This is a genomic window from Microcoleus sp. Pol1C5 (genome assembly GCF_036701115.1).
In the GTDB taxonomy this organism is placed as follows: Bacteria; Cyanobacteriota; Cyanobacteriia; order Cyanobacteriales; family Microcoleaceae; genus Microcoleus.
On sequence record NZ_JAUBQE010000050.1, the window covers coordinates 23673 to 39413 of the forward strand.

Consider the following 15741-nt stretch of genomic DNA (forward strand, 5'->3'; position numbering starts at 1 on the left):
GAGGAAGAAGGTAGGAAGAGTTAACAAGTTAGAACAAGTTGGCAATTACAAGTTAGCGAACTCCCAAACAACAAAGATAACTATGGCTTCTAAAAAAAAATCGCCAAAATCTGCCTGCAAATTGGGTGCAGAAGACTCTTTAAAAATAGCTTGGGAACACCACCAAGCGGGACATTTGTTAGAAGCTGAGAAGTTGTATCGGCAGATACTAGAAGCGCAGCCGGAATCAGCAAACGTGCTGTGTTTGTTGGGAATAGCGGCGAGACAGCAGGGAAAGATTGCAGAGGCGATCGACTTTTACGAACAGGCGATCGCCCAAAACCCCGATTTTGTAGAAGCACATTTAAATAAAGCTAATGTTTTGCTGGATGTACGCGAGTATCAAAGGGCGATCGCCAGTTACGAACAAGTCATCAAAATCCAGCCAAATTCCGCACTCGCTTACAATAATTTGGGCTGGATTCAACAGCAATTAGGTGAAATAGACTCGGCTATTTTATCTTACCAAACAGCGCTGCGACTCGACCCCAACTTGCACGAAATAGCGCACAACTTAGGACATTTATTTAAACAAAAAAATCAATTAAACGAGGCGATAGCTTATTACCTCCATGCTTTAAAAATAAATCCTAATTTGACATATTCCCTGATGGGCTTGGGAACAGTTTTGCAGCAGCAAGGTAAATTAGCCGAAGCTTTCAACTGCTACCAACAAGCTGTAAAACTAGATCCAAAGAATCCCGAAGCTCACAACAATGTAGGAGCCTTCTTCCACAAACAAGGCAATGCAAAAGCAGCTATACCACACTACCGACAAGCATTAAACTTAAAGCCAGATTTCGTGGAGGCTATTAACAATCTCGGACACGCTTTGGTCGATTTAGGAGAGTTTCAAGAAGCTTTTTCTTGTCACAGTCGAGCCTTGGAATTGCAGCCAGACAATGCCATCGCACACCTCGAATTAGGTTTAACTTTGCTATTGTTCGGAGATTTTCAGCGCGGTTTTGCTGAATATGAGTGGCGGTGGCGCACTCCGCAACTACAACCGAGGCAATTTAAACAGCCGGTTTGGGATGGTTCGGATTTGCAGGGGAAAACTATTTTACTCCACGTCGAGCAAGGCTTTGGCGATTCTATTCAGTTTATTCGCTACGCCCCAATTCTTCGGAGCCGAGGCGCTAAAGTTATGGTGGCTTGCTATCCAGAACTGATGCGGTTGTTTGCGACAGTTCCTGGTATTGAATATTTATCAGTTAGTCTGGAAGGTTTGCCAGAATTTGACGTTCACGCACCTCTGATGAGTTTGCCGCGAATTGTGGGGACTACTCTGGAAACAATACCGGCAAATGTTCCTTATTTAGCTCCGCCTGCTGAGTGCAAATTTGCGCTTTATTCTGATGCCCAATTGAAGGTAGGGATTGTTTGGGCGGGGAGTCCGCAGCGCCGGAAAGACAATCAGCGTTCTTGCAGGTTGAGCGATTTTATTCGATTTTTGGATGTTCCGGGAATCGCTTTTTATAGTTTACAAAAAAACTTGTCCGAGAGCGATCGCACTTTGTTGAACCAACACTTAGTGCCGGATTTAACTCCGCATTTGAACGACTTTGCTGATACCGCTTCGGCTATATGTCAACTGGATTTAGTCATTAGTGTCGATACGGCTGTGGCGCACTTAGCTGGTGCTTTAGGAAAACCGGTTTGGGTGCTGCTTTCTTTTGCTCCTGACTGGCGTTGGCTGCTGCACCGCGAAGATAATCCTTGGTATCCAACTGCGAGGCTTTTTCGCCAAAGTCAGCCGGAAAGTTGGCAAGAATTGTTTGAGGAAGTGCAGGCGGCTTTAAGTTCTTTTGCGATCGCCAATACTGCTAGTTATTCCGAGGATTCTGCCCACGCTCAGGTTGACTTCGTTTCACTTGCAATGACTGCTAATCATACGCCTGGTCTCGATTCTGTGGCTGTCAAAATGACAGGTGCAAGCGTAGTTCAAGAGAGTAAACAAATATTTGTGATGGCTAGCGAAGGGTTAGCAGAAGGCTCCGCAGCTAAGCACTCGCAGGGGATTGAGACATCGGTTGCGATCGGAAACGGCGGGGAGAATTTGGTTGTTTTAGAGGATTTGTTGCGACAAGCAGAACAGTTAATGGAAACAGGAGATCGCGAAGAGGCGATCGCCCTTTACGAACATATTATATCTATTGAGCCAAATTGCGTTCAAGCGCGGATTAATTTTGGTTTTCTCAAGCAAGAAAAGGGCGAATTAGAGGCCGCTATCCCGCATTACCGAGAAGCTTTAGTCATCGACCCAAATATTCCTCAAACAGCTTACAACCTGGCAAAGATTTTTGAGGAACAAGGTCAAGTGGAAGAGGCGATCTCACATTACGAACAAGCTCTTGTCGCTCAACCGGATTTCGTACCCGCCCTGATTAATTTAGCGGTTGCCCTGCAAGAAAAAGGTGAACTTGTAAGGGCGATCGAGCTGTACCGACGAGCGCTGGAAATTCATCCGCATAGCTGGGAAGCTTACAACAATCTGGCAACAGTGTTGCAAGAACAGGGCAATTTAGAAGAGGCGCTGGAGTATTATCACAAAGCTCTAGAATTGCTGCCGGATTTTGTGGAAGCTATTAACAATTTAGGCCGGACGTTTCTGGAAAAAGGCGCGGTAGAAGATGCGATCGCCTGCTACAGACGGGCGATTCATTTAAGCCCCAAGCACGCTAGCGCTCACCTAAATTTGTCCTTGGCTTTGCTGTTGGTGGGAGATTTGGAAAATGGTCTCGCCGAATACGAGTGGCGCTGGCAAATTAAAGAATTTCACACTGGTCACTCGTGTTTTTTGACTGGGCCGGAAAATACAGTTTCGGCGAGAGAATATCGACCCCTGTGGGACGGTTCTGATTTGGTGGGAAAGACTATTTTGCTGCACGCCGAACAAGGTTTAGGCGATTCGCTTCAGTTTATCCGCTACGCTGCGATCGTCAAAAATAAAGGCGGTAGGGTAATTGTTGGCTGTTACCCGCAATTGCACCGTTTGTTTGCAACGGTTGACGGCATTGATTTGCTAATAGTTAAAGGCGAGCAACTGCCGGAATTTGACGTGCAAGCGCCGATGTTGAGTTTGCCGTATATTATCGGTACAAAGCTGGAAACAATACCAGCAAATACTGCTTATTTGTCTCCGCCTGCGGGTGCTGAATTTACGCTTCTGCCCGATCGCACTTTGAAAGTTGGCATTGTCTGGGCGGGGAATCCAAAACACCGCAAAAACAAGCAGCGTTCGTGCAGTTTAAGCCAGTTTCTGCCGCTTTTGGAGGTTTCGGGGGTAAGTTTTTACAGCTTGCAGAAAGAGGTTTCCGAGGTCGATCTCGCGCTGTTGAATCAAACGTCGATCGTAGATTTGAGCCCGCATTTTGGCGATTTGGCTGATACTGCGGCTGCGATCGCCAAACTGGATTTAGTCATTAGTGTCGATACCGCTGTCGCCCATTTGGCGGGGGCTTTGGGCAAACCGGTGTGGATTTTGCTGGCGTTTTCGCCGGATTGGCGGTGGCTGCTGGAGCGCGAAGATAGTCCTTGGTATCCGACGGCGCGGCTGTTCCGGCAGCATCAGCGGGGCGACTGGGAGGACGTTTTCGATCGGGTTGCGGAAGCTCTAGGCGCTGTTGCTGCTGCATTTGTGCCGTCGGATGCGGCGGATGCAGAGTTTCGGTTGGGCGTGGATTTGCAGCAGCAAGCCGATTTGGGCGGTGCGATCGAATGTTATGAGCGAGCGATCGCGATCGATCCTAATTACGCAGCCGCGCACAGCAATTTAGGCGTTGTCAAACAGCAAGCGGGCCAGCTAACAGAGGCGATCGCGCACTACCGACAAGCGCTAGCAATCGACGGGAATTTGGCGGAAACTGCGAGCAATTTGGGCAGCGCGCTCGCAGAAGCAGGGGAGACTGAAGAGGCGATCGCACAATATGAGCGGGCGCTTTCTTTGAACCCGAATTGCGCGGAAGCGCTGATTAATTTGGGCCTGTTGCGGGAAGAGCAAGGGGATGTGGCGGAGGCTATAAGCTGCTACGAGCAAGCGATTCAAGTCAATCCTAATTGCGCGGTGGCTTATTTGAATTTGGGAATTGCTTTGGAGGCACAAGGGGAGGAAGCGGGCGCGAATTACGAACGCGCGATCGCGAATTACGAACGGGCGATCGCGATCGAGCCAAATTATGTGGACGCCTTGCACAACTTAGCATACGCCTCGATCCGACAGGGCCAAATTGACCGCGCGATCGCATACTACGAGCGATCGACTGCGCTGCAACCGGATTTAGCAGAAACTCTGATCGGTTTGGGGAGTTCCCTGCAACAGCAAGACAAGTTAGATGAGGCTCTAGCCGTTTGCCAGCAAGCAATTCAGCAACTGCCAGCCAGTGCACAGGCTCGCTGCAATATGGGAATTGTCCTGCAGAAACAGGGCAAAATTGAAGATGCGATCGACTGCTATCAGCAAGCTTTGAGGCTGAAACCCGACTTTCCTGAAGCTTTGAACAATCTCGGCAAAGCTTTTGAGGAAGCGGGAAAAATGGCCCAGGCGATCGATTGTTACCGTCGGGCGATCGAACTCAAACCCGGTTATATCAATCCCCTCACCAGTTTGGGAAGTGCTTTGCACGATCGCGGCCAATTTGCAGATGCTGTCACCTGCTACAGCCAAGCAGTTAAATTCAATGTCGGCCATCCTGAATCTCACCTAAATTTAGGTTTAGCGTTGCTGCTGGCGGGAGACTTTCAACGCGGTTTTTACGAGTACGAATGGCGACTCCTAGTTAAAGAAAAACAGTTCCGCTCCCACAACTTTATTCAGCCGCTTTGGGATGGCAAACATTTGCAGGGAAAAACTATTTTGCTTTGCCCGGAACAGGGTTTAGGCGATGCAATTCAGTTTATCCGCTACGCAGATTTAGTCAAGCAAAAAGGCGGTAGGGTAATTGTTTGGTGTTTGCCGCACTTGCAGCGCTTGTTTGCACAAGTTTCGGGAATCGATGGGTTAATAGTTAATCCAGAGGATGCGCCGGATTTTCAAGTTCAGGCGCAGCTAATGAGTTTGCCACACCTTCTGGGAACAACTTTAGAAACTATACCGGCGAACGTTCCTTATTTAGCTCCGCCGCCAGGTTGGGAATTTACTCTCAATCCAACTACTAATTTGAAAGTAGGGATTGTGTGGTCGGGAAATCCTAAAAATTCCCAAAATAAGGTGCGATCCTTACCCCTAAATTTGTTGACAAAACTGTTAGATATTCCTGGAGCCGATTTTTACAGTTTGCAACAGGAAATGACAGCAGACGATCGCGCTTTGTTAGAGCAAATGCCTGTAACAGATTTAAGCTCTTATTTGCACGACTTGGCGGATACTGCGGCGGCAATTTCGGCTCTGGATTTAGTGATTTCTGTAGATACTGCTGTGGCGCACTTGGCTGGTGCTTTAGGCAAACCAGTGTGGATTTTGCTCTGTTTTGTGCCGGATTGGCGGTGGATGTTGCAACGCGAGGATAGTCCTTGGTATCCGACGGCGCGGCTGTTTCGCCAGTCAACAGCGGGAGATTGGGAAGGAGTTTTTGAAGAAGCTGCTTTGGCGCTGAAAGAAAGAATTTGTCAGCATCAAAAAGCTCTACCGCCAATAGAAGCTCAGACCAATATTCACTTATATCAAAAACAGTTCAATCAGGGAAATATTCTCAAGTCGCAAGGAAAATTTGCCGAGGCGATCGCTTATTTTAAAAATGCTTTGGTTTTGCAGCCGAGTTCGATAGAGGCTACTACTAATTTGGCAGTGACGCTGCACCAAACAGGCGATTTAGCCGAAGCTGCCACCTATTATCAGGGCGCGATCGAAATAGATCCAAACTGCGCTCAATCCCACAATAACTTGGGTATTTTGCTGCAAGATCAAGGCAATATAATGGCTGCTATATCTTGCTTTCAAAAGGCGATCGCCCTGAATCCCCTTTACGTCAAAGCTCTCAACAATCTTGGCGCGATACTCCAGCAGCAGGGCGAGTTGCCGAGTGCGATCGCGTGTTTTCATCAAGCACTTTCTGTCAATTCCAATTACGTGCCCGCGCTGGTAAATTTGGGTGCGGCGATGCAAACACAATCTCAGCTAGACGAGGCTGAACGGCTTTACGAGCGTGCAATTGGAGTAGAACCAAACAATCCTACAGGACACTATCACCTGGGAACGTTATGCTTGGGTGCGGGAAAAATAGAACAGGCAATTTCTAGCTTAGAACGAGCCATATCTTTGAACCCTAATTATGTAGAAGCTATTACTAATTTAGGCAGTGCAGTTGAACAAGTAGGAGACGTAAATCGAGCAACTTCTTGTTACAAGAAAGCAATAAAAATCGATGTTAATTGTGTAAAAGCTCACTTCAATTTAAGCTTAGTTTTGCTGTTGACTGGGGACTTGCCGCGCGGTTTAGCAGAATACGAGTGGCGCTGGCAAACAGAACAGGCGAAAAAATTGCCACGGTTGAATTTTGACCAACCAGTTTGGGATGGTTCAGATTTGAACGGACAAACTATTTTGCTCCGATCCGAACAAGGTTTGGGCGATGCCATTCAATTTGTGCGATACGCGGCAATTGTGCAGCAAAAAGGCGGCAAAGTAATCATTTCTTGCTATCAAGAACTGAAGCGTTTATTTAAGCAGATTCCTGGCATCGCACAAGTGGCTGTTCGCATGGATGAATTGCCGGATTTCCAAGTGCAAGCACCGCTGATGAGTTTGCCTCATATTCTGGGAACAAATTTAGAAAATATACCGACAAATGTTCCTTATTTAGCTGCGCCGGCGAATTGGCAATTTTCCCTAAATTCCGATCGCAATTTCAAAGTGGGGATTGCGTGGGCGGGAAGTTCAGAACATTTGAAGGATTTGCAGCGATCGAGCGATTTAAGCTATTTCCTGACATTGTTAGATATTTCCGGTGTAAGTTTTTACAGTCTTCAGAAAGACTTGTCGGCTGACAATCGTAGTTTGTTAAGTCAAATTCCCGTGATAGATTTGAGCGACAATTTGAACGATTTTGCCGATACTGCGGCAGTGATATCGCAACTAGATTTAGTAATTTCCGTGGATACCGCTGTCGCACATTTAGCCGGTGCTTTGGGTAAACCCGTATGGATTTTGCTGTGTTTTATGCCGGATTGGCGGTGGATGTTGGAACGCGAAGACAGTCCTTGGTATCCGACGGCGCGACTGTTTAGGCAGCAAACACCGGGCGATTGGGAGGAAGTATTCGATCGGGTAAAAATAGCTTTACAAGAGAGGGCGGGCACGGGGGCACCGCCCCTACAATCTACTCGTTCCTTGGCTGTGCCTGGTAACGCAGATCCAGAGGCTCCACCTCGATTTTCTTTATCGCCCGCACAGGTACAATTTCACATAGCAAAAGCCTTAGAAAAACAAGGTAAAAAAGCAGAGGCAGCCGCTCGTTACGAACAAGTAATTGCCGCCTCACCCAGCCATGCCGAAGCCCACAGTTATTTAGGTTATCTCAAACAGGAAAACGGGCAAATAGGCGAGGCTATTTCGCACTACAAACAAGCGCTAGAAACCAATCCCAACCTGAGCGAAACAAACTTATACCTGGGTTCAGCCCTCGAAGAACAGGGACAAGTCGCAGAGGCCATCGACTTCTACACTAAAGCAATTCAACTACGTCCCAACTCGCCAAATTGGCGCTTGAGACTAGCATTAGCTTTGCTCTTAACTGGAAATTATGAGCCGGGTTTTGCGGAGTACGAATCGCGCTGGCAAACTCAACAATTAGATACGCGCTCTTTTGAGCAACCGCTTTGGGACGGCTCGGATTTGCAGGGAAAAACAATTTTATTGCACCCCGAACAAGGTTTTGGCGATACGATACAGTTTATCCGCTACGCTCCTTTAGTTAAGCAAAAAGGCGGCACAGTCATTGTTGCTTGTCATGTGTTGCTGAAGCGTTTATTTGAAGGAATTGCAGGAGTCGATCGAGTAGGAGTCAGGCCGAGCGATTTGATAGATTTTCAAGTGCAAGCCCCCCTGCTAAGTTTGCCGCGAATTCTGGGAACGACTTTGGAAAATATACCCGCGAATATTCCTTATTTAGCTGCGCCACAGGATTTTAAATTTTCCCTAGAGGCGAACAATAAACTAAAAGTAGGTATTGTGTGGGCGGGCGGCCCGCTGCACCGCAACAATCATCGGCGATCGTGTAAATTGAGCGATTTTTTGAAATTTGTAGATGTTGCGGGAGTTAGTTTTTACAGTCTTCAGAAAGATTTGTCAGGGGGCGATTCCCTACAGGATAGCTGCGCTTCACGCACTTTATTAAAGCAACACCAAATTGAAGATTTAAGCGAACATTGCGTTGATTTTGCCGACACCGCAGCAATTATTTCGCAACTCGATTTAGTAATTTGCGTAGATACTTCTGTCGCGCACTTGGCCGGTGCTTTGGGCAAACCCGTGTGGATTTTGCTATCTTTTGTTCCCGATTGGCGCTGGATGCTGGAACGCGAAGATAGCCCTTGGTATCCTACTGCGCGGTTGTTTAGGCAGCAAAAAGCTGGTGATTGGGATGGAGTTTGCGATCGCATCAAAGCAGCCTTAGAACACTTAATCTCTACTCGTACCCAGGCTCAGCCTGCTAACGCAAATTCTGATACTCCGCCTCAAATCCAACCCCCTGAAACTCCCCCACAAATTACAGGAATCGGCATCAGTTGGCCGCTCAGCATCACCAGCGGTTGGGGAATTTACGGCGTGAATTTAACACTACAATTGCTGCAAAATCCAGCCTGGCAAGTTGCACTTTTAGCACCGCCATCAATCACCTCAGAATCGATGAATCCGCTGCATAAATCCTTGTTATTACCTGTAATTGAAAAGCAAAAAAGTTTTCAGGAATTAGTAGCAGCAAATTCCGACAAACAAATTAGTTGTAATTTTCCCGTACTTTACGCTTTGGGAAATAATCTAGCATCCTCTGGAGTTGACAATCAAATTACCAGCGCTTGTCAAATAGGAGTCATATTTTTTGAAGACACGCGAATTACAGCAGAAGCACTAGAAACAGCCAAAAAATATAGCACGATTGTCGCAGGTTCCAACTGGAATGCGGATGTTTTGAGAAGCCAGGGCTTGACTAATGTGGCGATGGTACATCAAGGAATTGACCCAACAATTTTCCATCCTGCACCCAAATCTAATCTATTTGGCGATCGCTTCGTCATTTTCTCCGGCGGCAAACTTGAATATCGCAAAGGTCAAGATATTGTAATTGCCGCTTTCAAACGATTTCGCGCCAAACACCCAGAGGCTTTATTACTAACAACATGGCACAACTTCTGGCCTCAGTATATGCTAGGAATCGAACAAACCGGAAACGTTGCCGGACTTCCCAATATCAACCGCGACGGAAGTTTAGGAATTTCCCAATGGTTAGTGGCTAATGGTTTGCCGGTTGACTCTTTTATCGACATCGGCTTAATTCCCAATCACCTCGCCGGACAAATTTTGCGAGAATCCGACTGCGCTGTTTTCACCAACCGCTGCGAAGGTGGAACTAATTTAGTCGCGATGGAAAGTATGGCCTGCGGAATTCCGACTATTCTATCAGCAAATACTGGTCATTTAGACTTGATTTACAGCCACATTTGCTATCCTTTATGGAATCAAGGACGAGTTAAACTTACTGCTCCTTTTTCCGGTGTAGAAGGTTGGGGAGAGTCGGAGGTTGCAGAAGTTGTTGAGGCTTTGGAGCAAATTTATACTAATCGCGAAGAGTCAAAAACTCGCGGTTTAGCTGCGGCTAATTTTATGCTCAATTGGACTTGGGAAAAACAGGTTAAGCGCTTTCTTGATGTTATATCAAATTCGCTTTAACAATCATGTTTTTCCGGCGAATAGAATTCGCTACTACACAAACAAAGTTTGTTTTTGCGGACTAAAGAATAAAGAATCAAGATGAACTTGCGATTTGTCCCAATAGCTTTTCAGCACTATTCACGCTTTCCATATCGTACAGTTCCCGGTTGTAACAAACAATTTGTGCTACCAACTTTTGATGATATTGCTGAGCTTTTGCCAACATAGAACCCTGGTAACGCCTATAATTGACAACTACTTCTCTCGTACCCAAAAAGGGAATATTGTGCTTGTGGCAGTTAACCCAAAACTCCCAATCTTCGTAACCTTCCTTCATCCCAACTTTGTACCCGCTGATCAAATCCAAAATAGATTTGTGATAGAGTGAAGACGGGTGAATCATGTTAGATTGCTTGATATTTTCGGGAGAATACAACTCGTAACTGGGTACTATGCGATTTTCAGTACCAAACATTTGATAAGAACCAAATGCTACGCAAGGTACATTTGATTTTAAACATATTTCTAAAAGGTCAGTCAAGGCGTTTTCAGCTAGGATATCATCGGCATCTAAAGGCATAATGTATTCACCGTTTGCTGCTGCTATGCCAGCATTTCTCGCACTTGAAAGCCCTTGATTTGTTTGTTCTACAAGCCTAATTTGATATTGGGAATTTGCTACTATTAAATTTTTGGCAACTGTGCTGGTAGTATCTAAGCTGCCGTCATTGACAATGATAATTTCCCAATTTTTGTAAGTTTGGTTAATCACGCTAGTTACTGCTTCCAGCAAAAAATGAGATTGATTGTAGCAGGGAATAATCACAGATACCAAAGGTCGATCTGCCAATTGTGGCGATGCTGAAACTTGTTTGACACTTTCTGATTGTAAATTACGTGCCGAATTTCTAGCAGCTTGCAAGCTGTAAAAATAAATCTTGGGATGGACGATGGCTAATTGATTCAGATTGGTATTTTGATATTCATTTACTAACCTCGGATATCCCGACAAGTATTCTTGTTTAACAAAAATCAAGATATTCTGAGCGTACCAAGGCTCTACTTTGTCATTGTTCCATACTTTTTTTCTCAAGCAGTCAATAACTGCATAGCCGTTTTTCTGAAAGTAATAAACCCAATATTGTGGCCACTGTTCGTTAACGTGTTCGACGCCTCCTTGAAATGGTATCGCAGCAGAAAACAGAATCACTGGTGCTAGTTGAGTGAGAGAATTAACAAAGTTTTCCGCACAGGTAGCCGGCAAATGTTCGGCAACTTCCAGAGAAATTGCTAAGTCAAATTTTCTGTTTATTTGCAGCGGTTGCTTTAAATCGGCGGATTGGAACTGATTTAAAGGAATTTGTAAAATAGTGCGATCGACATAATCGCCATCTATTCCCAAACAATCAGCAATTCCCAACTTGTGGAACGCAGCTAACCAACTTCCCGTACCGCAGCCCACATCTACCACACTTTTAGGTAAAATGGGTTGCAGCAAGTCTAACAGAAGGGGAATAATTTCTCTAGCAGAACTGCGAGTTCCTTCTCGGATTAATTGGTAAAAATCTCTTGTATAAGATGACTGTTGGTTTTGAGTGGTTTGGCTGGGTGTTTGAGAATTAATCGCCTCTAAACTGCTAATATTGTAACCGTGCAAATGTGCTGGTAACTGCCAGGAAATATTGGGGTCTGGTTGATGTTTTACTGGCTCGACATTGCCCCGCCAAGCAGCCCCCATAATTTGCATTGTTTGATATACTACCGTTTGCCATCCCCTTTGCTTCAAGTAATCTAAGCCTTTACCAACATCTGGAGCGGTTAAATCGTGAAATAAAATTATTGCATCTTCCTCAGCCAATTTTTCACACGCAATGGCATCATTTAACGGCCCATCACCTCCGTGTTCTCCGTCAATAAAAATTAACGACCATTTGCGGTTGAATTGAGCGGAAAATTCTTCTACTCTTTGGGGGCTATAGCCTGGTATTAGCTCGACTGATGTTTGAACGCGCGACGCATTTAGAGCACCTTGAATTGAGTCGATTACGCTTTGTCTAATGTCCTCTCTTTCTAACAGCGGATCTACGACATCTAACTCAACTCCTGCGAGGGCTAAGTGACAGGCAGACCACCCTAGCCAGCAGCCTATTTCTAAAGCTTTTTTACCTTTGAATTGCAGAGCTGTATTGTAAAGGATGTGTGCTTCGTCGCGATTCAAAAACCCGATAAATGGATAGCGCTTGTCTGCATACCAATTATGCGGGATTTCCCGGCGCAAGTAAGGCCAGGTACTTGCATTTGGATCGGCAATAATCATGTTGGGGAAATAGGAGTCAGGTATAATTATTTGGAACCCTGGGGAAACATAATCCCCCGGTTTTAATAAATTATTTTTGCTAAGTTCAGGTTGTTGATAAGTCATTTGTAGTTTTTGAATTATTTGTATTGCTTCCTGTTTTTTAGGTTGATAACGGACGCTAATTTCCAGTATATCGCCGTCAGTTGCCATCAATTGTACTCGGTCAAACTGCTGGCGCCCAGCTAAATGCAAAATGCCGATCGCCTCCTGCGGCAAGTACGGCTCCACAAAACAGCCTCGCTGCTTGTCCCAAACCGGAAAACCGTTGAATATCCAATTGCACCAAGCTGGGAGCAGTTCAGTCAGATTGAACAATTCGCCACTGTAAACAGCCAGGTTGAGGGCAAATTGGTCTGTCATGACACAGCCGGATCTCTGCAATCCTTGATGGAGCTTTTCAGCCCATATTTCCCAGTGCAAAGCATCTTTCCGGAGGGCAAAAACTCCGGCATTTAAAATCGGATAACTGTAGAATTTATTAGCAATTTCTTCACCAAAGTTAGCTTCGTATTGTTGATAAACCCACGGCCAAAACTGAGGAAGTTGCCCGTATTGCTGCAAGCTCGCCCTGTGAACTTCGGGAATAATTGCCAGCCCCCGGCGCGATGCTCCTTGAACCAACAAATTAATTGCTCTCCAGTCTTGAACCCAAGCATCCGCATCGATCCAAAGGTATATATCAAAATTGGGAAAGTATTTTCGCAAACAAGGTCTAACTAATAATCCTTTTAAATGTTGGGGAGCTTCATTTCTGCCCGGAAAGTCAAAGTCCCAATCGGGCTTTTGAATGATATTAACTTTTGTTTTGAGCCACTGCAACTGTTCGGCAGTGCAGCCGAGATCGAAAAAGCCGATCGCCAAATTTTCACCATCTGGCTTTTCCCGCACTGATAAAATAGTGCCTCGCACCAATTCAAAGTAATTTGCATCGGCGGCTGTGATGATGATAATCTGCATAAATAGTGGGTGGGGGCGGGTTTATTTAACCTGTTTGCACCGTTGAGGGCAAGGGGTGAACCCGCCCCTAGAGGCTGCTTGAAAAATCTGATTAAATTATAGGGTAGGGTAGGGTGTACCGAATCACCCCAATATTCATAAAACTATACTATCGAGACGATTGAGGAGGACTTATGAAAAACCAAAAAGGGAAAGTTTATCTAGTCGGTGCGGGACCGGGAGATTGTAACTTGATGACAGTGCGATCGCACAAACTGCTATCCCAAGCCGAAGTCTTAATCTACGACGCTCTAATCGACATCCCGCAACTAGAATTAATTCCAGCAACTTGTCGGAAAATCGAAGTCGGCAAACGTGGCGGCAAACCTTCCACACAGCAGCAAGAAATTAACCGTTTGCTGGTCGAACATTGCAAGTTAGGCAAACAAGTCGTGCGGCTAAAAAGCGGGGATCCGTTTATTTTTGGTCGCTCTAGTTCCGAAATTCAAGCATTAATCACAGCGGGTTGCAACTTTGAAGTAATACCCGGAATTTCATCAGCCTTAGCCGCACCTTTATTAGCAGGAATTCCTCTGACTGATCCGGTAATGAGTCGCTGTTTTGCAGTGATGAGCGCCCACGAACCGGATGCTCTTGAATGGGAAGCTTTAGTGCAGATAGAAACTTTGGTAATATTGATGGGAGGGCGAAATTTAAGCGAGATCATCTGGCAATTGCAAAAGCACGGACGATCGACCGAAACTCCGATCGCCATTATCCGAGATTGTGGCCGCCCCGAACAGCAAATTTGGCTAGGCACTCTCTCCAACATTGTACAGCAAACAGCAGGTCAATCTCTATCACCTTGCGCGATTGTAATTGGGGAAGTAGTCAGATTGCGCGAATATCTAATTCAGCCAGAAAGCACAAATATGATCGATACACCTGTCACCACTAATAACAGTAAATTGCCGCTAGCAGGAAAAACCATTTTAGTCACGCGATCGGTTTCTCAGTCGGCTGAATTTAGCGATCGACTCCAGCAACAAGGAGCCCGCGTTATCGAAATGCCCGCCTTGGTAATTGGGGCGCCGTCCACTTGGGAACCATTAGACAGTGCGATCGCACAATTGTCAAGCTTTCACTGGTTAATTCTCACTTCCCACAACGCTGTAGACTGCTTTTTTCAACGATTACAAGCAAAAGGCAAAGACGCGCGGAGTTTGTTTGGGATTAAAATCGCCGTTGTCGGGAAAAAAACAGCAGAAAGTTTGCGATCGCACTCTCTACAACCAGACTTTATTCCCCCCAACTTTATCGCCGATTCCCTAGTCGAGAACTTCCCCGATAACTTGCAAAACTGCAAAATCCTATTTCCGAGAGTAGAAAGCGGCGGCAGAGAAGTTTTAGTTAAAGAATTCACAGCCAAAGGAGCGCAAGTAATAGAAGTACCAGCTTACCAATCTTGCTGCCCCGAAACTATCGACCCGATCGCCCTATCCGCACTCCAAAATCAAGCGGTAAATATCATAACATTTGCCAGTTCCAAAACCGTACATAACTTTTGCCATCTCATACAGCAAAGCCCAAAATTGTCCTTGTCTAAGGATTGGTTGGAAAACGTTTGCATTGCATCCATCGGCCCGGAAACTTCCAAAAGCTGCCAAAATTTATTGGGTAAGTTAGATGTGGAAGCTAAGGAATATACCTTGGATGGGCTGACTGAGGCGATCGTTGAGTGGGTACAAGCGAGGTTGTAAAATAGTTGTACGATCATTAGGAGGAAAGAAACATGACCGCAAAAGACCAACTTCTTCAAGAACTCGATCAAGTGCCAGAACCCTTGCTGCTGAAAGTTCTTGGATTTGTCCGTTCCTTAAAGACTGAAGAATAACAACAAAAACTAGAAGCCAAAGCATGGCAGGCATATCTAGATTCAGAACGCGAAAGAAAGGAGGTTTATCGTCGCCTTGCCAACTCCTAATTTTGTCAGCAAAAGTATGGTTGTCAATATCCACGCCAGACAGATAGAAAGATTTGGTGGCACTCCCGGCGTCAGAGACGAAGGCTTGTTGGAGTAGGCTTTGGGTCAACCGCAAGCAACTTTTAGCGGTCAATTGTCGGATGCAACAATTGCCTAATAAGCTGCTGCTTATCTCTATCACATAGCGATGAATCATCCGTTTCTTGACGCTAACAAGCGATCGGCTTTTGCGGTGACAGATACTTTTTTGCGTTTAAATGGTTCCACTCTGAATTTGACGGACGATCGAGCATATGATTTAGTCATGCGAGTCGCACGGGGAACCATGACTAAGGAAGAACTAACCACCGAGTTCGAGTCATGTATTTTTGAGCTTTAATAAGTAAGTTGGGCAGCCTTCATGGAGATTAAGTAAGGTGTGGCTGACTCACCCTACATGGAAATAGCGAATCGCGGAACAAAAAAGCGAGTAAAATTATCACTAAAGAACAAAGCCGAGATCCTTTGCGTCAAATCAGTAATAAAACTAAAGACAAAAAAGCACAAATCGCCGAT

At 45.6% G+C, this 15741-nt stretch carries 3 protein-coding genes and 1 pseudogene; 3 read left to right on the top strand and 1 reads right to left on the bottom strand.

The features are described from left to right. Nucleotides 1–82 precede the first annotated feature (82 nt). Nucleotides 83–9925, top strand: coding sequence for a tetratricopeptide repeat protein (locus tag QUA23_RS24020; protein ID WP_333077627.1), 9843 nt, complete (start codon nt 83–85; stop codon nt 9923–9925). A 76-nt stretch (nt 9926–10001) separates the two neighbouring features. On the opposite strand, the gene QUA23_RS24025 is transcribed toward QUA23_RS24020, so the two are convergent. Beyond that, the gene (locus tag QUA23_RS24025; protein WP_333077628.1) at nt 10002–13223 is read right to left on the bottom strand and encodes a glycosyltransferase; all 3222 of its coding nucleotides are present in this window, start codon (nt 13221–13223) and stop codon (nt 10002–10004) included. Nucleotides 13224–13396: 173 nt separating this feature from the next. Here QUA23_RS24025 and cobA point away from each other — a divergent pair, with 173 nt between their 5' ends. Both cobA and QUA23_RS24035 read left to right on the top strand, forming a co-directional pair. Continuing rightward, nucleotides 13397–14962: a uroporphyrinogen-III C-methyltransferase gene (cobA, locus tag QUA23_RS24030; protein WP_333077629.1), complete on the top strand. Its 1566-nt coding sequence runs from the start codon at nt 13397–13399 to the stop codon at nt 14960–14962. 396 nt (nt 14963–15358) lie between these two features. After that, nucleotides 15359–15565, top strand: a pseudogene (locus tag QUA23_RS24035) (type II toxin-antitoxin system death-on-curing family toxin); the annotation flags it as partial. Nucleotides 15566–15741: the final 176 nt, after the last annotated feature.

What these genes read in the sequence shown, in the direction of transcription:
- cobA (WP_333077629.1), top strand. Translation starts at nt 13,397, where the DNA reads ATGAAAAACCAAAAAGGGAAAGTTTATCTAGTCGGTGCGGGACCGGGA.
- QUA23_RS24020 (WP_333077627.1), top strand. Translation starts at nt 83, where the DNA reads ATGGCTTCTAAAAAAAAATCGCCAAAATCTGCCTGCAAATTGGGTGCA.
- QUA23_RS24025 (WP_333077628.1), bottom strand. Translation starts at nt 13,223, where the DNA reads ATGCAGATTATCATCATCACAGCCGCCGATGCAAATTACTTTGAATTG.